The following is an 18,779-nucleotide window of genomic DNA, read 5'->3' on the forward strand; positions in this document are numbered from 1 at the left end:
CTCAAGCTAATATTTCGCGAGGATACCATGCGGCTCACGCGCCAGACCAATTATGCGATGCGCATCCTGATGTATTGCGCCGCAAACACCGACAGGCTGAGCCGCATCCCCGAGATCGCCGCCGCCTATTCCGTGTCGGAATTGTTCCTGTTCAAGATCCTGCAGCCGCTGGTCGAGGCCGGCCTGGTCGAGACCGTGCGCGGCAGGAATGGCGGCGTCAGGCTTGGCCGTCCGGCCGAGCAGATCAGCCTGTTCGATGTCGTGCGCGTCACCGAAGAGAGCTTCGCCATGGCCGAGTGCTTCGAGAACGACGCAGCCGAATGCCCGCTGGTCGACAGCTGCGCCCTGAATTCGGCGCTGCGCGAGGCGCTCAACGCCTTCTTCGCCGTGCTTTCCCGCTACACAATCGCCGACCTCGTCGCTGCACGCCCGAATGTGCGCAGCCTGCTCGGCATCGACCTCCTGGAGCAGCGCGCGCCTGCGGCCTAAGCCGCCGATTGCGGCAGTACGAACGGGATATTCCCTGACGGCAGAGCGCCGACCTTCAGCCTGCAGTCGAACACCTTTTCGATCATCTCGTCATTGAGCACATCCACCGGCGAGCCGGCGGCGGCAAGCTCGCCGTTACGCAGCACGAAAATCCGGTCGGCATACATGGCCGTCAAGTTAAGGTCGTGCAGGATCGCCACCACGCCGCCGCCACGCCGGGCGAAATCGCGCGCGATGTTCATGATGATGAGCTGGTGCTTGACGTCGAGGCTTGAGACCGGTTCGTCGAGGAACAGGTAGCGCGGCCGCCCTTCGAGCACCGGCGACCAAACCTGGCAGACCACGCGGGCAAGCTGCACGCGCTGCTGCTCGCCACCCGAAAGCTCCTGGTAGAAACGGCCGGCGAAACCGTCGAGGTCGACGCGCGCCAGCGCCTGCTCGGGCAAACGCGCATCCTCGCCGGGCAGCACGCCGGAGCGCCCGCCGATCAGGCCGAGGCGCACGATCTCGCGCACGGTGAACGGGAAGGACAGCGCCGTGGCCTGCGGCAGCACCGCGCGCAGCGTGGCTGCCTCGACCGGCTTCATCGCCGACAGGTCGCGGTCGTTGAGGGTGACGGTGCCGGTATAGGCAAACTCGCCGGTCAGCGCCTTCAGCAAAGTCGTCTTGCCGGATCCGTTTGGCCCGACGATGGCCGTCACCTCGCCGGGCTGCGCGGTGAAATCGACATGGGACACGATGCGCTTGCCGCCGATCGCCACCGAAATGTCGCGCGCTTCGATCATGGCGAACTCACAGATCAACGACGCCGCGCTTGCGCAGCAGGATCCACAGGAAGAACGGCGCGCCGGCGACCGCGGTGACGATGCCGATCGGCAGCTCGGCCGGCGCGACGATGGTGCGGGCGGCCGAGTCGGCGATGAGCAGCAGCGATGCGCCGAGCAGGGCCGAGGCCGGCAGCAAATAGCGGTTGTCTGGGCCGATCGCGAGCCGCAGCACATGCGGCACGACGATGCCGATGAAACCGATGCCGCCGCTGACCGCGACCGAAGCGCCGACCGCTGCCGACACGCCGACGATGGCCGTATATTTCAGCCGCTGCACCGGAATGCCGAGATGACCCGCGGTCGCTTCGCCCAGCGCCAGCGCGTTGAGGCCTCGCGACAGGAACGGCATCGCCGATAGCGCCAGCAAGATCACCGGCCCAACGGTGCCGATCTTCGGCCATGTCGCGCCGGCAAGCGAGCCGAGCTGCCAGAAGGTCAGGTCGCGCAGCTGCCGGTCGTCGGCCATGAAGATGAGGACGCCCGTGAGCGCCATGGCCAGAGCGCTGATGGCGATGCCGGCAAGCAGCATCGTGGCGACCGACGTCCGCCCCTGGCGCGTAGCGATGGCGTAGAGCAGCAACGTCACCGCGAGCCCGCCGAAGAATGCCGCGAGCGGCAAAGCGAGCGTGCCCAGCGCAAGCGTGACAGGCGCGAGCCAAGTCGTGCCGAGCACGATGATCGCCACGGCACCGAGACTGGAGCCGGCGGAAACGCCGATCAGGCCGGGATCGGCAAGCGGATTGCGGAACAGCCCCTGCATCACCGCGCCGCAGACGGCCAGCGCTGCGCCGATCAGCACGCCGAGCAACACGCGGGGCATACGGATGTCATAGACGATCAGCCGGTCGCGCGCCGCAAGCGCGCCATCCGACGGCGCGGCGCCGGTGAACCAGTCACGGATGATGCGGACGGCCGATGCGTCGGAAGCGCCCGCCGTCAGCGACAGGAATACGGAAAGGACCAGCGCCAGGCACAAAAGCGCGATGACGAACCTTGCTCGCGCCGAGCGATCGCCATCGGCTGCCATCGCCCGGCCCGGCGTGCCTGCTATCGACTGTTCGGCCATGGCCGCTCAGTCCAGGCCCTGGTTGCCATAGAGCTCGACCGCGAGATCGTGGATGGCTTCGGCGGTGCGCGGGCCGAAGCCGAGCAGATAGCCACCCCACATGCTGATCATCTTGCGGTTCGTGCCCGCCGGGGTCGACGCGACGGCCGGGTTGGCAAACAGCTCCTCCTCCGAGATCGGCGGTCCGCCGCCCTTCATCGTCAGGATCACATCCGGTCTGGCGCTGACGATCGCCTCATCCGTCATCGACTTGTAGCCGGAAAAACGCTCGACCGCGTTGACCGCGCCGGCCAGCCTGATAATGCCGTCGGCCGCCGTCTCGCTGCCCGCGGCAAGGATCTTGCCGCCCTGCGTCGACAGCACGAACAGCACCCGCTTGCGCTCGTTGATCGAGGCCGTCTGCTTTTCGGCCGCCATCAGCTTCGCATCCGTCTCCGCGGCCAGCTCTTCCGCCTTGGCCTCGACCCCCAGCGCCTTTCCGACGATGCGGATCTTTTCCAGGATGCCCTCATGATTATAGTGGTCCGGCACCTCGATGAAGGGCACGCTCGACTTCTTCAGCACGTCGACCGCTTCTTTCGGGCCGCTGCCCTGCAGGGCCAGGATTCCGGTCGGATTGACAGACAGGACACCCTCGGGCGACAGCGCGCGCATATAGCCGACATCCGGCAACTTCGCCGCCGCCTCGGGATAGCTGCTGGTCGAATCGCGGGCGACGAGATGCCCCTCCTCACCGAGCGCATAGACGATCTCGGTGATCGAGCCGCCTATGGAGGCGATCCGCGAGCTGTCCGAAAAGACCGTCGTGCCTTCGTCCGCCTTGGCTGGCTGGCTGACGGCAAGCAGGACGCCGAGCATCGGCGCAAGCGCCGCGCGGAAACTGAGAACAAGGCGCATTGGGTGCCACCTCATGCCGCGGTCGGATTGGGAATGCGGGGCAGGTTCTCGGCGAGAAAGCGCCAATCTTCCCGCTCGCCTTCGCGCTCATGGCGCTTGCCGAAGAACTGAATGATCATGCCGCCATTGGCGTCATATGCCTCCAGCGAGGTGACATGGCCGTCCTTGGTGGGCTTGCGCACCGCCCAGACCTCGTGGATGTGGTCGGCCCTCAGATGCAGGTGGAAGGTCTCATCGACCACGTTGATCCACGGGCCCATCGTCTTGACCGATTTGATCGGGCCGGAATGGATCTGAATGCAGCCGCGATTGCCCACGAAGCACATGATCGGCATCTCGCCTGCCGCAGCGTGGTGGAACATGGCGCTGACCGCGTCCTTGTCGAGCAGCCAGGCATAGTCCTGGCCCACCATGCGCACCGCCTCGCGGCGGCTGAGCTTCAGCGTCTTCACCATCCCGAAGAACTGATGCACGTCGGTGAGCCGGCTCCAGCGGTCGCGCAGATCGTCGATCGAGGCACCCCGACCCTGCGTCTCATCCTCCCTTTCCGTTCCGCTTTGGAGGATCGCGACGGTCGGTTCCTGGTTCGACGATTCGAGGCTCGCCACCAGTTTCTGGTAGGCATAGAGGTTGGATGCGGGCCTTAGATGTACCTTGTGGACCGCCTCGCCGGCTGCGTCGAAGAACTGCAGGCTGCGGCGGATTTCGTCGCCGTCGCGCTTTTCGACGGCAAAGCCATGCGCCCAGACTTTCGGGAAGATGCGCAGGTCGATGTTTTCGCCAAGCACCATGGCGTTGTGGTTGCCGGTCACGACCTTGTCGTAGACGCCGATCTTTTCGTGCACGGCGCTTTCATTGCGCGTCAGCGCCATCACCTCGCCGACCGCCTCGAGGCCGGTCAAAAGATCGTTCACACGCGGCTCGACACGGAGAGTGCCGACGCCGCAATGCGCCGCGACCAGCTCCGCTTCCGAAATAGCCAATTGCGCTGAGAGATCGCGCTCCCGCATTTTCGGATTTTCTTCTCGCGCCCGCCGGATTTCCTCCGGCGACGGCTTAACGCGCTGGTCCATATCGTTCACCTGCATTGCCTGATGTCTGCCCGTCTACCGCCCGCGATTGCAGTCACTTGTTGAGGATCAGCTTGCCCTGACGGGTGATCTTCAGGCGGTAGAGGGCACCATGATGCTCGATGCCGATCTCGTGCTCGCCCTGGAAAAGCGTGTTGCTGGAGAGCGTCCTCACCGCCAACGGCACACGTTCGTAACGCATCTGCGTGTCTTCCGGACGGCGAACGCGATAGCGGAAATCGTTGGGATTGTGGGTGTTCATCGGTTGTCCCTTTCCTCTCCGGCCACCTTGGCCGCAGCCTCATAAAATGCCGATTCAATTCTTGACTATAATAGTCATGTTTACTAGTCAGTGCATTACCGGACTAAATGAGTCAACATTTAAGACGCCGGATGTGATTAAAAATGCGAGCGAGCCAACGGCCAGCCAGCTGCGAGCCTGAAAATCTGGAGTTGGGGCATGGAGTTGGTGACTTGGGGACGAACGGGCCTGGCTGGCGATAGCGCGGGGCCGGGCTTCCGATCGATGGCACAGACAATCGCCGCATTGATGGCCGGAGCGGCGGCGATCGCGCTCAGCGCGCCCGCCGCGCAAGCGCAGCAAGCCGCGCAGCCGGCCACCCAGCAGCAGGCCGATCAGAAAAAGAAAGCCGACGAGCAGGCCGCGGCCGAAGCAACCCTGCTCGACAAGATTCTCGTCATCAGCCGCACGGGCGAAACCGCGATCCAGTCGCTTGCCTCGGCCAGTCATGTCGACCAGGAGCAGCTCGACCGCCGCATGGCGACGACGCCGAACGAGATGCTGCTCGGCGTACCCGGTGTCACCGTCCAGGCCGACGCGCGGCGCATCTCTTCGAGCATCAACATCCGCGGCCTGCAGGATTTCGGCCGCGTCGCGGTCATCGTCGACGGCGCAAGGCAGGACTTCCAGCGCTCCGACCACGGCACGCAATCGACCTTCTATGTCGATCCCGAGCTGATCAAATCCGTCGACGTCATCCGCGGCCCGACCGCCAACACCTACGGCTCCGGCGCCATCGGCGGCGTCGTCTTCTTCGACACCAAGGAAGCGGCGGATTTCCTCAAGCCGGGGGAGACATGGGCCGGCTCGCTGACCGGGCGCTATGAAAGCAACGGCAAGGGCTGGACCACCAGCGCCACCGGCGCTTACCGGATCAACGAGAACTGGGACGTTCTCGGCAACATCGTCTACCGCGACTACGGCGACTACAAGAACGGTGGCGGCGACACCGTTGCCGGCACCGGTTTCGACGTGCTGAGCGGTCTGCTCAAGACCACGATACGCCCGACCGAGAACAGCGAACTGAAGCTCGGCTGGGTCGGCTCGAAGGACGGATGGACGGAAACCAGCGGCGGCGTGCCGGCGAACGACGTCGATTTGAAGTCGAACACTTTCACCGCACGCTACAACATCACTGACGACGCCAAGAGCTGGCTCGATCTCCACATCAACACCTCCTACAACAGGACCCTTCTCGACCTGACGACGCTTACCGCGCAGAACCGCTTCGATCCGACCACCGGCCTGCCCGTGCTGCTGCCGGCCGGCTCGCTGTCGACCTTCGATGTCGGCACCACCGGCATCGACATATGGAACACGTCGCGCTTCGAGACGGCGAGCGTCGCCCACGAACTGACCTATGGAGGTGACTGGGTCGGCGACGATGTCGAGACCGGCGGCAGCGCCGGTGGCGACAGCTTCTATACGCCATCGGGCAAGCGCAACGTCTCCGGCGCCTACATCCAGGACAAGCTGACCTGGGAGTGGCTCGAGGTCATTGGCGGCCTGCGCTACGACAATTACAGCCTGAAGGACGACACGAACGAGACGTCCGGCGATAGGGTTTCGCCGCGCATCACCGTCGGCGTCTCGCCCTTCGAAAGCGCCGGCCTGGCCGGCCTGCAATTCTACGGCACCTATGCGGAAGGTTATCGCTCGCCCTCGCTGACCGAGACGCTGATCAGCGGCAACCATCCGGCCGGCGTCAGCTTCCCGTTCCTGCCCAACCCGAACCTGAAGCCCGAGACGGGGAAAACCGTCGAGTCCGGCGTCAACTACAAGCAGAACGACATCATCGAGGGCGGCGACGCGCTGCGGCTCAAGGCAGCCTACTTCCACAATAACGTCGACGATTACATCGAAGGCGTGACGCTCTCGCCGTTCGATCCGACCAGCGGCTGCCCGTTCGGCCCGGGCATTCCGATCTGCTTCCAGTACCAGAACTTCGCCAAGGCCAAGATCAATGGCTTCGAACTGGAAAGCGTCTACGACGCCGGCTGGGGCTATGCCGGCCTGTCGGCCTCCATCGTCGACGGCCACACCATCTCCTATGAAGGTGAGCGCGCTGACCTGGCCACCATCCCCTCCTCGCAGGTGACGGCCCAGCTCGGCCTGCGCTTCCTTGAGGACAAGCTGACCGTCGGCGGCGAAGTGCAGTACAACGGCAAGCCCAAGGGCAATCCGGTGGCCAAGGACTTCACGCTGGTCAACGCCTTCGCCAGCTACCAGGCGACTGATAATCTCAAGCTCGACTTCCGCGCCGACAATCTGTTCGACGTCAAATACACCAACCCGCTCAACGGAAGCACGACCGCCGTCCTCTACGAGCCCGGCGTCACGCTGAAGCTGGCGGCAACCATGCGCTTTGGCGGCTGAGCTAGGCATGAAACGCTTGACGGCATCCCTTCGTCTGCTGACCTCGGCGTTTGCGATGTCGCTTGCAGCGGTGCCGACGTGGGCCCAGTCCGCGCCGGCTCCGGCACTCAGCCTCGAGCTCAACACCGCGCAGCCTTCGGAAAAAGGCTGCCGGCTGACTTTCGTCGTCAACAATGCGCTCGGCGCCGATCTGTCCAAGGCGGCTTTCGAGATCGCGCTGTTCAACGAGGCCGGCGTCGTCGACCGCCTCACCGTGCTCGATTTCAAGGACCTGCCGGCCGGCAAGACCAAGGTCACGCGCTTCGACCTCGCCGGCGCCAACTGCGGCAAGCTGAGCCGCGTGCTGATCAACAGCGCGACCGAATGCGCCGGCATCGAGCCGGCGGCCTGCATGCGCGCGCTGAAGACCTCGACCAAAACCGCCGTCGCTTTCGGGGTCTGACAAGCGGTGTGCTTGGAGCGGGCACGCAACGCCTTTGCACAGGCCCCGGCCGGTATAGGCTTGGCGATGCTTGCGGCAATCGATGTTGATTTGACAATGTCGGGTCGCTTGCCGCAGGTCTCCTCGCGAGCCATGCAGGACATCAACTCCCTCCCAGACGCCGACAGCGACCCGACGATCCCGCAGGCCGATCCGCTCGCGCGGGGTCGGCAGTCGGCGCAAGACCGCAAATGGCCGGTGGCGATCATCGCCTCCGGCTTGCTCCATGCCGCCGCCGCGGCGGCGTTTTTCATCGCGCCCGCCGGCATGCTCGACTCCACGGATGCGATCCAGGCGCAGGGCTCCGATCGGTCGGGCGCCGAAGTGGCCGGCAGCGTCCTCGACAACCAGCCTTCCGGCGCGGTGGATGTCACCCTGGTTCCGGATCCGCGGCCGCCCGAACCCGAAACTGCTAAGCCCGTAGCGCCAGCCCAGGCGGCTCAATCCGCAGCGGACCAGCCGACGTCGCAAGCGGCGCAGGAAGCCGTCAGGCAGCCGCCCGCCGCTCCCAAAATACTGGAGGCGGACTCCCCGCGCCCGGACGATCAGACCGTCGCCGCGAGCAGTGATACCGCAGCGCCTGCAAATCCGGCGCCAAGCGCCGAAGCGCCTCCCGCCGAAGCCGCCCAGCCACCGATCCCGAGCGCAAAGCCGAGTCCAGCCACCGGATCGCCACGGCCGATCGCGGCGCTTGGCGCAATCACCGATGGCGATGAGGCTGACTTTGCGAAGATTGCCAGCAAGGGCGGAAAGCAAGCCGCGACCGGCAATGCGATCGAATCCCGCTACAGCGGTGAAATCCAGAAGAAGCTTGCCCGCGCCAACCGTCGCGTTTCGAAATCGATCCAGGCCAAGGCTCGCAACAATGCCAGGGTGGTTTTCGTCGTCGCGGCTGACGGCAGCGTCAGCGACCTGCAGCTCGCCGAAAGTTCAGGCTCCGACGACCTCGATCAATTCGCCTTGAAGCTGGTGCGCCAGCAAGCTCCCTTCCCTCCCATCCCACCCGAGACCGGAAGGTCAAGTTGGGTGTTCAGGGCGCGGGTCGGCCCGTTTTGAGGCCTGCGCCAAGCAAATAGAACCGTCCTCAAACGCCGGAATTCGTCCATTCGAAAGGAACCCAATGTACATCGCCATGAACCGCTTCAAGGTCCAGAACGGCTCTGAAGAAGCCTTTGAGGACGTCTGGAAGAACCGCGATTCCAGCCTCTCCGAAATGAAGGGTTTCAAGGAATTCCACCTGCTGCGCGGTCCGGTCAACGAGACCGAAGGCTATACGCTGTTTGCCTCGCACACGGTCTGGGCAAGCCAGGAGGATTTCGTCGCCTGGACGAAATCGGAAAACTTCCGCGCCGCCCATCGCAACGCCGGCGGCTCGAAGGTGCACTATCTCGGCCATCCGCAGTTCGAAGGATTCTCCGTCGTCGAAGGCGCCTGAAACGCGCCTCCGCCAAAAGGGCTCGTCTCGAGCTGACTATGCTGCCGCCAGCAGGCTGGCGTTCCCGCCCGCCGCGGTCGTGTCGACGCAGACCGCGCGCTCATGGGCGTAGGCCACCGGATTGAGCACTTCGCTGACCAGCGGCACGATCGGCCCGGCGCGCTCGGCAATCACCTTGCGCACGATCCGCGCCGCCTCCGGCGTGCCGGAGAAGGCGACGACATCGACCCGCAGCGAACGCGCCTCGACCGGATCAGGCCGGCCGTCGATCGCCGCGAGCGGCAGACCCTTGCCGGTCAACGCCGACAGTGCAGCCGGCGCGCCCGGCGCCACCGCAAGCACCGCATTGCCGGCCGCAAGCGCCTGGATCGTCTGGGCCAGCAGCGTCTCGGCATCCGGGCCCAGGCACAACACCCGGCCACGCGGTGCCAGCGACAGCGTGTTGGCCTCGCCGGTCGGTCCCGGCAGATCGACCTGGCCGAAATCGAGGCTGGCGGCTGCGGCGATCGCCGCCGCACCCTTGCCGCGCAGATGCTTGCGCAGAATTGCAACGCGATCCGGCCGCGTCGACCAGCCGCCCAGCGCCGGATCCGGCAGATTGTCGGCAAGCTCGGTCGCGGTCACCTTGTGGCCCTCGCCAAGCTCGGTGCCGGCCTCAGGCCCCTTGCGGAAGCGGCGCAGGTAATGCGGTCCGCCGGCCTTCGGGCCGGTGCCCGAAAGCCCCTCGCCGCCGAAGGGCTGCGAGCCGACGACGGCGCCGATCTGATTGCGATTGACATAGATGTTGCCGGCATGGATGCCATCGACGAAATGCTGGACGCGGCCTTCGATGCGGGTGTGCAGGCCGAAGGTCAGGCCGTAGCCCTTGCGGTTGATGGCGGCGATCACTGCATCGATCTCATCGGCATCGAAAGTCGCGACATGCAGCACCGGGCCGAACACCTCGCGCTCCATCTCCTCTATGCCTTTGACGCGGAATACATGCGGGGCGACGAAACGGCCGGCTGCTGGCGCTTCCAATTTCGCGATCAGCCTGCCTTCCAGCCCCTTCTTCTTGCAATAATCGCTGATGGACGCTTGCGCCTCGTCGTCGATGACAGGGCCGACATCGGTCGAGATTGCCCAGGGATTGCCGACATTGAGCGCTCCCATCGCGCCCTTCAGCATTTCCAGCATCTTCTTCTCGACGTCCTTCTGGACATAGAGCACGCGCAATGCCGAGCAGCGCTGGCCGGCGCTCTGGAAGGCGGAGGCGAGGATGTCGCGCACCGCCTGTTCCGGCAGCGCCGTGGAATCGACGATCATCGCATTCAAGCCGCCGGTCTCGGCGATCAGCATGGCGTCGGGGGCGGCCGTCTCGGCCAGTTGCTTCTCGATCAGCTTGGCGACCTCGGTCGAGCCGGTGAAGCAGACGCCGGCAATGCGCGGATCGGCCGTCAGTGGCGCACCGACCGTCGGGCCGTCGCCCGGCAGAAGCTGGATGACATCTTCCGGCACGCCGGCCTCGCGCAGCATTTCCACGGCGCGGAAAGCGATCAGCGGCGTCTGCTCGGCCGGCTTGGCGATGACCGAATTGCCGGTGACCAAAGCCGCCGCGATCTGGCCGGTGAAGATCGCCAGCGGAAAATTCCACGGCGAGATACAAACGATTGCGCCGCGCGCTTCGGTGCCGGCTTCGGCATTGGCCGCCTCGGCGGCGTAATAGCGCAGGAAGTCGACCGCCTCGCGCACCTCGGCCACCCCGTCGGCCAGCGACTTGCCGGCCTCGCGGGTGGCGAGAGCGAAGAACTCGGCGGCGTTGGCCTCGTAGAGGTCGGCGGCGCGATTGAGGATCGCGGCGCGCTCGGCAGCCGGACGCTTCGCCCAGGCGGGTTGCGCGTCGACGGCGATGCGCACGGCGGTCGCCACCTGCTTGGCCGCCGCCTCATGCACGGTGCCGACGATCTCGTCGGGCTTTGCCGGATTGACGATCTGGCGCTGCTTGCCGTAGCCGGCGGCACGCGTCACCGGCTTGGCGTGCCAGCGATCCGTTCCGGCGAATTCCGCCCTCGCCTTGTCGATGGCCGCGAGCGTCACCGGATCAGTGATGTCGAAGCCCTTGGAATTGCGCCGGCCGGCGCCGAAGATCGCGGCCGGGCGCGCGATCGCCGGATTGGCAGCCGGCCCCTGCGTCTCGACAACCGCTAGCGGATCGCGCGCGATCTCCTCGGGCTCGACTTCCTCGTCGGTCAACTGGTGGACGAAGGAGGAGTTGGCGCCGTTTTCCAGCAGACGGCGCACCAGATAGGCAAGCAGGTCGGAATGCGCGCCGACCGGCGCATAGATGCGGCAGCGCGTGCCTTCGGCCTGCCGCACGGTCTCGTGCAGGGCCTCGCCCATGCCGTGCAGGCGCTGGAACTCGAAGCTGTCGCGGTCCGTCGCCATCGACAGGATGGCGGCAACCGTGTGCGCGTTATGCGTGGCGAACTGCGGATAGATCTGGTCGGTCATCGACAGCAGCTTTTTCGCGCAGGCCAGATACGAAACATCAGTATTGGCCTTCCGGGTGAAGACCGGATAACCAGCCAAGCCAAGCGTCTGCGCCCGCTTGATCTCCGTGTCCCAATAGGCGCCCTTCACCAGCCGCACCATAATTTTGCGGTCGTACTTCCTGGCGAGCGCATAGAGCCAGTCGATGACGAAGGCCGCGCGCGGGCCGTAGGCCTGGACAACGACGCCGAAACCGTCCCAGCCGGCAAGTTCCGGCTCGGCTAGCACGCGTTCGATGACGTCGAGCGACAGGTCGAGGCGGTCCGCCTCCTCCGCGTCGATGTTGAGGCCCATGCGCGAATGCCGGGCGGCAAGCGCCAACGACAGAAGCCGTTCGGCCATCACCGGCAGCATGGTCTCGCGCTGCGCCGCCTCGTAGCGCGGATGCAGCGCCGAGAGCTTGACCGAAATGCCGTGATTGTAACGGATGTCGGGACCGTTCGACCCGGAATCGAGCGAGGAGATCGCATCAGCATAGGCGCGGTGGTAGCGCAGCGCGTCGGCCTCGGTGCGGGCCGCTTCGCCCAGCATGTCGAAGGAATAGAGATAGCCCTTCTGCGTCATCGTCCGGCCGCGCTTGACGGCCTCGGCGATGGTGCGGCCAAGGACGAACTGCTCGCCCATCTCCCGCATCGCAGCGGCGACCGCCTTGCGGATCACCGGCTCGCCCAGCCTGCGCACCATGGCGCGCAGCGTACCCTCGATGCCGCCCTCGCCTTCGTCGAGCACGCGGCCGGTCAGCATCAGCGCCCAGGTCGATGCGTTGACGAAGATCGAGCTCGAACCACCCGAATGCGCCGACCAGTCATGCGGCGCGATCTTGTCGGCGATGAGATCATCCATCGTCTCGGCATCGGGCACGCGCAGCAGCGCTTCGGCCAGACACATCAGCGCCACGCCTTCCTTGGTCGACAGGCCGTAGGCAGAGAGGAAGACCTCCATCAGCCTCGGATCGGTCGAGCCGCGCACCGCCCGCACCAGATCGGCCGCGCGCGCCGAGATCGCCTTGCGCTCCTGCGCCGAAAGCCCCGCCGTCGCCGACAGGCGCTTCATCGCCTCGTCTTCGTCGGGTAAATAATTGGCGCGGATCTGCTGGCGGATGGCGTCGAGCGGCATGTCGGGTCCATGAAAGCGAGCGTGAGCGAACGGTCTGGCGGCCGCCGGACCGAATGGCGCAAGCTAGCACAGCTGCGATTTCCAGTCGGTCCAAAGAAATCGACAAGATAGACCAATCGATCTATCATATAGGGAGTAATCCCATCATTTCGACCGTGATTCCAATGATCGAAGACCAATTGGACCGCATTGACCGCAACATCCTGTCCGCGCTCGGGCGCGATGGCCGGCTTTCGATGTCTGAACTGGCTTTGAAGGTCGGCCTGTCGAAGACGCCGGTGCAGGCGCGCGTGAAGCGGCTGGAGAAGGACGGCTACATAAGAGGCTACCGCGCGGTCATCGATCGCGAGCGCATGGGCGAAGGTCATGTCGCCTTCGTCCAGGTGAAGCTGTCGGACACGCGCTCGGCAGCGCTCGACGCTTTCAACCGCGCTGTTCAGGGGGTGCCGGAGATCGAGCAATGCCACATGATGGCATCGAGCTTCGATTATCTGCTGAAGGTCCGCACCACCGACATCGCCGCCTATCGCCGCGTGCTCGGCGAGCGCATCTCCGCCCTGCCCCATGTCGCCCAGACGTCGACCTTTGTCGCGATGGAGACGGTGAAGGACCGCTAATCAGACAGCGTCTTCAGGAACGCCACCAGCGCGGCCCGCTCGCGCTCGGACAGCTCGAGCGGGTGCACTTCGGAGACGCCTTCCACGCTGGGCGGTGCTTTCAAATAATGCCCCACCACCTCATCGAGCGTCGCGAACTGGCCGGCATGCATGTAGGGCGGCCGACTTGCGGCGCCCCTGAGCGACGGAGTCTTGTAGGCGCGCATGATTTGCGGCCCGTCCTTCACCATGAAACGCAGCTCGCGGCAGGCGCTTTCGTCGCCGTCGCGGAACTTGCCGAGACAGTTGAAAGGATCGGTCTCGACCTGCGCCACGGCATCGACGCGCCCGCGGTCTGGCGGCAGGCCGTCGATCGCAGGCACGCCGGTGTTGTGGAAGGAGTTGTCGGTGAAGCGCGGGCCATTGTGGCAGGTCACGCAATTGGCTTTGCCGATGAACAGCTTCAGCCCGAGGATCTCTTCCGGCGAGAACGCCGCATTCCCTTCCGGCTTGGCGCCGGTGGCCAGATCGATGGCGAAGCGGTCGAAGCGCGTCTGCTCAGGCTCGATCGAGCGCTCGAAGGCGGCGATCGCCTTGCCGATATTGGCAAAGACGCGGTTGACGTCGTCTTGCTGGCCGGTGGGCATGGCGTTCCACGCCGCCTTTTCGGCATCGCTGCCGAGCGGGCTGGCATTGGCCGGCACAGTGGAAAGGTCGGGCAGCGGTCCGAAGATCCGCTCATAGCGCTCGCCGAACCGCTTCTTGATGTAATGCGCGAAGGCGGCCCGGTTGCCGGCCTGCTCGAGCGGGTTTTCAAGCGGCGTCAGCGCCTGCGCCCACAGGCTGTCGCGCCTTCCGTCCCAGAAGAACCACGGATTGCGCGCCACGCCCGCCAACGGGATCGTGCGCCGGTTGGTGTGGCCGATGCCGACCGCCTGCGGCAGGTCGTCCTGGAACTGGCGGTCGATCTTGTGGCAGGTCGAGCAGGACACCGTGCCGTCGCGGCTCATGCCGCCATCGAAGAACAGCGTGGAGCCGAGCGCCGCGGCCGCTGGCACATCCGCATACTGATTGGTGGTGTCGACTTTGAGCGAAGGCAGCGTGTTCAGCGCCAGCGACGCAATGGTCTTCTTCTCGGCATCGCTGAATTGCGGCTCGCCGCAGCCGCCCAGCAAGGCGAGAGCGGCTAAAGCCAGCAGGCTCGCAACGCTGATCAGCCGCCTCATCGCCCGCTCACAACACGACGTTGAAGACGACGGAATCGGAACCCGCCGCCGCCGAAATATCGAAATGCATCTGCCACCAGCCGCTCATCGTGAACTTCACGCCATCGATGCGATAGCGCCCCTGGCCCAGATAGTCGGTCGCCTGCGGACTGGTCGGCAGGCCATGATCGTGCTGCGGCATGCCGCCGGAAACGGTGATGGCGGCGCCCTCCACCGGCGCGCCGGCGGCGGTCTTCAGCGTCAGCAGCCAGGACTGCAGCTCGCCCTGCCCGACGACGCCGCGCTCCGGCTCGAAGCTCGCGACGAACAGGCCGTTCGTCGTCTTTTTCGAGCGCGACACGTCCGGGCCCGGCGCCGATTGCGGCAACGTCAGATAGACGGCGGCCACGATGCCGACCAGCAGAGCGGCCAGACCGAGGCCCGCAAGGATGTAACGCCATATCGATGCCAAGCCCATTCCTCTTCGGCTGCTAACGTCGCGGGACGCTTGCCGCGTCCCGGCCCGCTTGTGGAAATCGCTTCTGGCGCAAAATTCGCCGATAGCCAAGCATGGCGCTGCCGGTCGCAAAAAGCTACAGCAACAACATCTTAGGAAGGGACAAGCTCGCATGGCCAATGGTATCGCGTCGATCGGCGAATGCATGCTGGAACTGTCGGGCCGGAGTGGTTCGGACTGGCGCTTGGGCTTCGCCGGGGACACCTTCAACACGCTCTGGGCGTTGCACGCCTTGAGCCCGGAACGGCCCGCGACCTATGTGACGGCCTTCGGCGACGACCCATTCTCGCGCGACCAGATCGCTTTCTTTGCCGAGAATGGCATAGGCGTGGGCAACAGCCCGGTCATTGCCGGCGCGCGCCCCGGCCTTTACGCCATAACGCTCACCGGGGCCGAGCGCGCCTTCACCTACTGGCGAAGCGACGCGGCCGCGCGCCAGCTCGCCTCGGATCCGACAGCACTCGCAAAAAGCCTTGAAGATCAGGCGCTTGTCTATTTTTCCGGAATCACCCTGGCAATTCTGGACGAGGCCGCGCGGAAAACTTTGCTGACGGCCATAGTTGCGGCCCGCAAGGCCGGCTCGCTCGTCGCCTTCGACCCGAACTACCGCCCGCGTCTGTGGCCGAGCCGCGAGACGGCCCAGGCCGCGATCCTGGAAGCGCTTGCCGTGGCCGACATCGCGCTTCCGACTTTTCCGGACGAGCAGATGCTATTCGGCGACGCGACGCCGCAGGCAACGGCGGAACGCCTTTGCAAGCTGACCGGCGAGGTCGTGGTCAAGAATGGCGAGCAGCCGGCCCTGATTGCGCTGAACGGCGCTTCGCAAGTCATTGAAGCCGTGCACGTGGCCGCCCCTGTCGACACGACGGGCGCCGGCGATTCCTTCAACGGCGGCTATCTCGCCGCGCGGCTCGCCGGCCTTGCGCCCGCCGCCGCCGCTCGCCGCGCGCACAAAGTCGCTGCCGCGGTTGTGCAGGTTCGCGGCGCGTTGGCTCCATTCGAGACGTTGAGAGCTGCATTCGATAGTTAAACAGCATCGAAGCTTAGGCCGGGCCATCACTTCAATACCGTCAAACCTTAAGGCAGACGGAACCGGTACTCCGTCACCTGATGATAGATCTGCCCCGGCCACAGCGTCGCCTGCGGGAAATAGGGCCGGTTCGGCGCATCCGGCCAGGTCTGCGCTTCGAGGCAGAGGCCTGAAAACGCCTTGTAGCGGCGGCCGTCGAGTCCTGGCGACGTCGGCGCGACGAACTGACCGCTATAGAGCTGCAGTCCCGGTTCGGTGGTCCACACTTCCATCTCGACGCCGGAATTGGCGCCTTGCACCCAGGCAGCCTGGTGCAGCGGACCACGGCTGGAGGCCAGGCAGTAATTCAGGTCATAGCGAAGCTGCTCGCCTTCTATTTCCATGCGCAGCGCCCGCGCCTGCCGGAAATCGAAAGGCGTGCCGTCGACCGGCTTCACCAAGCCGGTCGGGATCATCTCGTCATCGACCGGCGTGTAGGCACTGGCGTTGAGCATCAGCCGGTGGTCGAGGATGTCGCCGGCCCCGCCATCATCGAGATTGAAATAGGAGTGCTGCGCGAGGTTGCACAGCGTCGGCTCCTCGCAGGTCGCGGTCAGTTCCATGCTGAGCGTGCCCGGGATCTTCAGCCGGTAGGTGCAGGTGACGTCGAGCGCGCCGGGAAAGCCCATGGCGCCGTCCGGATCGTGCAGCGTCAGCGTCACAAAATCGCGGCCATGCAGCGAGACGGTCCATGGCCGGCGGAAATAGCCTTCCGAGCCGCCATGCAGCGTGTGCTTGCCGAGAAAATTCTGCTCGGTCTGGTAGCGGTTGCCGGCGATCGTGAAGCGGCCCCCACCGATGCGGTTGGCAAAGCGGCCGACCACCGCCCCGAAGAAGGCGCGGTCGGTCTCGTAGGGTTCGAAACTGTCGTAGCCAAGCACCAGGGGCGCGTCATGGCCGCTCAGCCTGAGATCCTGGATGATGGCGCCGAGCCCGATGATGTTGGCCGTGATGCCGCCGCCACGGATGGTGAACCGGCGCACGGCCTCGCCCGCCTGCGTCGTGCCGAAGACCTCGCCGTCCTTCATCGCCATGCCCAAATGTCATTTCCGATCCGTGGATTTAGGCCGGCTGCCTATCATCCGGCAAGGTCAGGCTAAAGCAATTCCACGAAAAGTGCGCAGCGGTTTTGCGCCAAAACAAGGCGATAGAGCAGTCCACCGTTTTTCTGAAACGGTGGACTGCTGGCGCCTGCCCTGTTCCAGAGATCGATGTCAGAGTCCGAGGCCACCGAAGCAGGCATATTTGGTGTCGAGATAGTCCTCGATGCCTTGATGCCCGCCTTCACGGCCAAGACCGGATTCCTTGACGCCGCCGAACGGCGCCTCGGGCGTGGTGATCAGGCCTTCATTGACGCCGACCATGCCGTATTTCAGGCCTTCCATCACCCGGAAGGCGCGGCCGAGATCGCCGGTATAGAAATAGGCAGCGAGACCGAACTCGGTATCATTGGCCAAGGCGACCGCCTCTTCCTCGGTCTCGAACTTGAACACCGGCGCGATAGGCCCAAAAATCTCTTCCTTCATGAAGCGCATGTTCGGTGTGGCGCCGGAGATCACCGTCGGTTGGAAGAACGAGCCGCCCAGCGCATGGCGTTTGCCGCCTGCGACGACCTTGCCGCCCTTCGACGTCGCGTCGGCGATGAATTCTTCGACCTTTTCGACCGCCTTCTCGTCGATCAGCGGCCCCTGCTGCACGCCTTCCTCGAGGCCCGAGCCGACCTTCAGGTTGTTGCTGGCGGCGGCGAGCTTCTCGACGAATTTGTCATAGATGCCGGCCTGCACGAGGAAGCGGTTGGTGCACACGCAGGTCTGGCCGGAATTGCGGTACTTGGCCGTGATGGCGCCGGCAACCGCGCGATCGACATCGGCGTCGTCGAAGACCAGGAACGGCGCGTTGCCGCCAAGCTCCATCGATACTTTCTTCACCGTCGAGGCCGACTTCTGGATCAGGATCTTGCCGACCTCCGTCGAGCCGGTAAAGGTGATCTTCTTGACCAGCGGATTGGCGCAGATCTCGTCGCCGATCTCGCCCGCCGAACCGGTGACGACATTGACGACGCCTTTCGGGAAGCCGACTTCCTCGACGAGCGCGCCCCAGGCGAGGCCCGAATAGGGCGTCTGCGAGGCCGGCTTGACCACCGCGGTGCAGCCGGCGGCCAAAGCCGGACCAATCTTGCGGGCAAGCATCGAGGACGGGAAATTCCACGGCGTGATGGCGGCGATGACGCCGACCGGCTCCTTGGTCACCAGGATGCGGCGGTCACCCCATGGCGACGGAACGATGTCGCCATAGACGCGGCGGCCTTCCTCGGCGAACCAGAGGATATAGCTGGCGGCCGAGCCGATCTCGCCCTTGGATTCGGTGAGCGACTTGCCCTGCTCGATGGTCAGCAATTCGGCGAGCACGTCCTGATTGTCCATCATCGCGTCATGCAGCTTGCGCAGGAGCTTCGAGCGCTCGAGCGCGGTGGTCTTGCGCCAGCTCTTGAAGGCTTCATCCGCGGCCTCGATGGCGCGGCGGGTCTCGGCCTTGCCGGACTTCGGCACGGTGCCGATCTTCAGGCCCGTCGCCGGATTGTTGACGTCGATGGTCTGGCCGCTGTCGGCCTGAACCCATTCACCATTGATGAGATTGGCCTGGCGCATGAAATGGCTGGTTTTCTGAAGCATGGTCTGGCCTCCGTTCGGCGCGCTGATCGGCCGTTTTTCTGGATATCCGTTGAAGCGTGCTTCAAGAGCCGCACGCGGGCGCATTGCTCTTACCTAGGGAAAAGCGGGCAAGCAATCACAAGATGGCATATAG

At 65.0% G+C, this 18,779-nt stretch carries 17 protein-coding genes; 7 read left to right on the plus strand and 10 right to left on the minus strand.

The window, feature by feature from the left end; translation table 11 throughout:
• Positions 1-27 precede the first annotated feature (27 nt).
• Positions 28-489: an iron-responsive transcriptional regulator RirA gene (gene rirA / locus O7A05_RS03535; protein ID WP_224511179.1), complete on the plus strand. Its 462-nt coding sequence runs from the start codon at positions 28-30 to the stop codon at positions 487-489.
• Here rirA and O7A05_RS03540 read toward each other — a convergent pair.
• From O7A05_RS03540 to hemP, 5 genes are read right to left on the minus strand one after another with little or no spacing between them, the layout of a single operon-like run.
• Positions 486-1,274, minus strand: coding sequence for a heme ABC transporter ATP-binding protein (locus tag O7A05_RS03540; protein ID WP_337091569.1), 789 nt, complete (start codon positions 1,272-1,274; stop codon positions 486-488). The two genes, rirA and O7A05_RS03540, sit on opposite strands and share 4 nt — an antisense overlap.
• A gap of 7 nt (positions 1,275-1,281) precedes the next feature.
• Complete coding sequence (locus tag O7A05_RS03545) at positions 1,282-2,382, minus strand: FecCD family ABC transporter permease (RefSeq protein ID WP_337091571.1); 1,101 nt, start codon at positions 2,380-2,382, stop codon at positions 1,282-1,284.
• A 6-nt stretch (positions 2,383-2,388) separates the two neighbouring features.
• Positions 2,389-3,279 carry a heme/hemin ABC transporter substrate-binding protein gene (locus O7A05_RS03550; RefSeq protein ID WP_337091572.1) on the minus strand — a complete coding sequence of 297 codons (891 nt, stop codon included), beginning with the start codon at positions 3,277-3,279 and terminating at the stop codon, positions 2,389-2,391.
• An 11-nt stretch (positions 3,280-3,290) separates the two neighbouring features.
• Complete coding sequence (locus O7A05_RS03555; RefSeq protein ID WP_337091573.1) at positions 3,291-4,352, minus strand: hemin-degrading factor; 1,062 nt, start codon at positions 4,350-4,352, stop codon at positions 3,291-3,293.
• Between the two features lie 52 nt (positions 4,353-4,404).
• Entirely contained in the window at positions 4,405-4,611 is a 207-nt protein-coding gene (hemP, locus tag O7A05_RS03560) for a hemin uptake protein HemP (protein ID WP_040981784.1), read from the minus strand.
• Between the two features lie 198 nt (positions 4,612-4,809).
• Here hemP and O7A05_RS03565 point away from each other — a divergent pair, with 198 nt between their 5' ends.
• From O7A05_RS03565 to O7A05_RS03580, 4 genes are all read left to right on the plus strand, one after another.
• A complete protein-coding gene (locus O7A05_RS03565; protein WP_415926949.1) occupies positions 4,810-7,026 on the plus strand; it encodes a TonB-dependent hemoglobin/transferrin/lactoferrin family receptor in 2,217 nt (738 codons plus the stop codon).
• A gap of 7 nt (positions 7,027-7,033) precedes the next feature.
• The gene (locus O7A05_RS03570) at positions 7,034-7,468 is read left to right on the plus strand and encodes a hypothetical protein (protein WP_337091577.1); all 435 of its coding nucleotides are present in this window, start codon (positions 7,034-7,036) and stop codon (positions 7,466-7,468) included.
• A 96-nt stretch (positions 7,469-7,564) separates the two neighbouring features.
• Positions 7,565-8,563 (plus strand): energy transducer TonB family protein, encoded by a 999-nt coding sequence (locus tag O7A05_RS03575; protein WP_337091578.1) that lies wholly within the window; start codon positions 7,565-7,567, stop codon positions 8,561-8,563.
• A 64-nt stretch (positions 8,564-8,627) separates the two neighbouring features.
• Entirely contained in the window at positions 8,628-8,942 is a 315-nt protein-coding gene (locus O7A05_RS03580; protein ID WP_128258047.1) for an antibiotic biosynthesis monooxygenase family protein, read from the plus strand.
• A gap of 36 nt (positions 8,943-8,978) precedes the next feature.
• On the opposite strand, the gene putA is transcribed toward O7A05_RS03580, so the two are convergent.
• Positions 8,979-12,587 carry a bifunctional proline dehydrogenase/L-glutamate gamma-semialdehyde dehydrogenase PutA gene (gene putA / locus O7A05_RS03585; protein WP_337091580.1) on the minus strand — a complete coding sequence of 1,203 codons (3,609 nt, stop codon included), beginning with the start codon at positions 12,585-12,587 and terminating at the stop codon, positions 8,979-8,981.
• Positions 12,588-12,751: 164 nt separating this feature from the next.
• Between putA and O7A05_RS03590 the strand changes: the two genes are divergently transcribed.
• The gene (locus tag O7A05_RS03590; RefSeq protein WP_126060325.1) at positions 12,752-13,204 is read left to right on the plus strand and encodes an Lrp/AsnC family transcriptional regulator; all 453 of its coding nucleotides are present in this window, start codon (positions 12,752-12,754) and stop codon (positions 13,202-13,204) included.
• Here O7A05_RS03590 and O7A05_RS03595 read toward each other — a convergent pair.
• Complete coding sequence (locus O7A05_RS03595) at positions 13,201-14,409, minus strand: cytochrome-c peroxidase (protein WP_337091582.1); 1,209 nt, start codon at positions 14,407-14,409, stop codon at positions 13,201-13,203. The genes O7A05_RS03590 and O7A05_RS03595 overlap by 4 nt on opposite strands.
• Before the next feature lie 7 nt (positions 14,410-14,416).
• Entirely contained in the window at positions 14,417-14,860 is a 444-nt protein-coding gene (locus tag O7A05_RS03600; protein ID WP_337091583.1) for a FixH family protein, read from the minus strand.
• A 157-nt stretch (positions 14,861-15,017) separates the two neighbouring features.
• On the opposite strand from O7A05_RS03600, the gene O7A05_RS03605 reads away from it, so the two are divergent.
• Positions 15,018-15,935: a sugar kinase gene (locus O7A05_RS03605; RefSeq protein WP_337091584.1), complete on the plus strand. Its 918-nt coding sequence runs from the start codon at positions 15,018-15,020 to the stop codon at positions 15,933-15,935.
• A gap of 47 nt (positions 15,936-15,982) precedes the next feature.
• Here O7A05_RS03605 and O7A05_RS03610 read toward each other — a convergent pair whose 3' ends face one another.
• Together O7A05_RS03610 and O7A05_RS03615 are read right to left on the minus strand one after the other, a co-directional pair.
• Positions 15,983-17,008, minus strand: coding sequence for an aldose epimerase family protein (locus tag O7A05_RS03610; RefSeq protein ID WP_337091585.1), 1,026 nt, complete (start codon positions 17,006-17,008; stop codon positions 15,983-15,985).
• Between the two features lie 180 nt (positions 17,009-17,188).
• The gene (locus tag O7A05_RS03615) at positions 17,189-18,646 is read right to left on the minus strand and encodes an NAD-dependent succinate-semialdehyde dehydrogenase (protein WP_337091586.1); all 1,458 of its coding nucleotides are present in this window, start codon (positions 18,644-18,646) and stop codon (positions 17,189-17,191) included.
• Positions 18,647-18,779 lie beyond the last annotated feature (133 nt).

The sequence above is a fragment of the Mesorhizobium argentiipisi (SeqCode) genome (genome assembly GCF_037179585.1).
Lineage (GTDB): Bacteria > Pseudomonadota > Alphaproteobacteria > Rhizobiales > Rhizobiaceae > Mesorhizobium > Mesorhizobium argentiipisi.

Coding starts and splice junctions, on each gene's coding strand:
- rirA (WP_224511179.1), top strand. CDS start 28: ATGCGGCTCACGCGCCAGACCAATTATGCGATGCGCATCCTGATGTAT.
- O7A05_RS03540 (WP_337091569.1), bottom strand. CDS start 1,274: ATGATCGAAGCGCGCGACATTTCGGTGGCGATCGGCGGCAAGCGCATC.
- O7A05_RS03545 (WP_337091571.1), bottom strand. CDS start 2,382: ATGGCCGAACAGTCGATAGCAGGCACGCCGGGCCGGGCGATGGCAGCC.
- O7A05_RS03550 (WP_337091572.1), bottom strand. CDS start 3,279: ATGCGCCTTGTTCTCAGTTTCCGCGCGGCGCTTGCGCCGATGCTCGGC.
- O7A05_RS03555 (WP_337091573.1), bottom strand. CDS start 4,352: ATGGACCAGCGCGTTAAGCCGTCGCCGGAGGAAATCCGGCGGGCGCGA.
- hemP (WP_040981784.1), bottom strand. CDS start 4,611: ATGAACACCCACAATCCCAACGATTTCCGCTATCGCGTTCGCCGTCCG.
- O7A05_RS03565 (WP_415926949.1), top strand. CDS start 4,810: ATGGAGTTGGTGACTTGGGGACGAACGGGCCTGGCTGGCGATAGCGCG.
- O7A05_RS03570 (WP_337091577.1), top strand. CDS start 7,034: ATGAAACGCTTGACGGCATCCCTTCGTCTGCTGACCTCGGCGTTTGCG.
- O7A05_RS03575 (WP_337091578.1), top strand. CDS start 7,565: ATGTCGGGTCGCTTGCCGCAGGTCTCCTCGCGAGCCATGCAGGACATC.
- O7A05_RS03580 (WP_128258047.1), top strand. CDS start 8,628: ATGTACATCGCCATGAACCGCTTCAAGGTCCAGAACGGCTCTGAAGAA.
- putA (WP_337091580.1), bottom strand. CDS start 12,587: ATGCCGCTCGACGCCATCCGCCAGCAGATCCGCGCCAATTATTTACCC.
- O7A05_RS03590 (WP_126060325.1), top strand. CDS start 12,752: ATGATCGAAGACCAATTGGACCGCATTGACCGCAACATCCTGTCCGCG.
- O7A05_RS03595 (WP_337091582.1), bottom strand. CDS start 14,409: ATGAGGCGGCTGATCAGCGTTGCGAGCCTGCTGGCTTTAGCCGCTCTC.
- O7A05_RS03605 (WP_337091584.1), top strand. CDS start 15,018: ATGGCCAATGGTATCGCGTCGATCGGCGAATGCATGCTGGAACTGTCG.
- O7A05_RS03610 (WP_337091585.1), bottom strand. CDS start 17,008: ATGGCGATGAAGGACGGCGAGGTCTTCGGCACGACGCAGGCGGGCGAG.
- O7A05_RS03615 (WP_337091586.1), bottom strand. CDS start 18,646: ATGCTTCAGAAAACCAGCCATTTCATGCGCCAGGCCAATCTCATCAAT.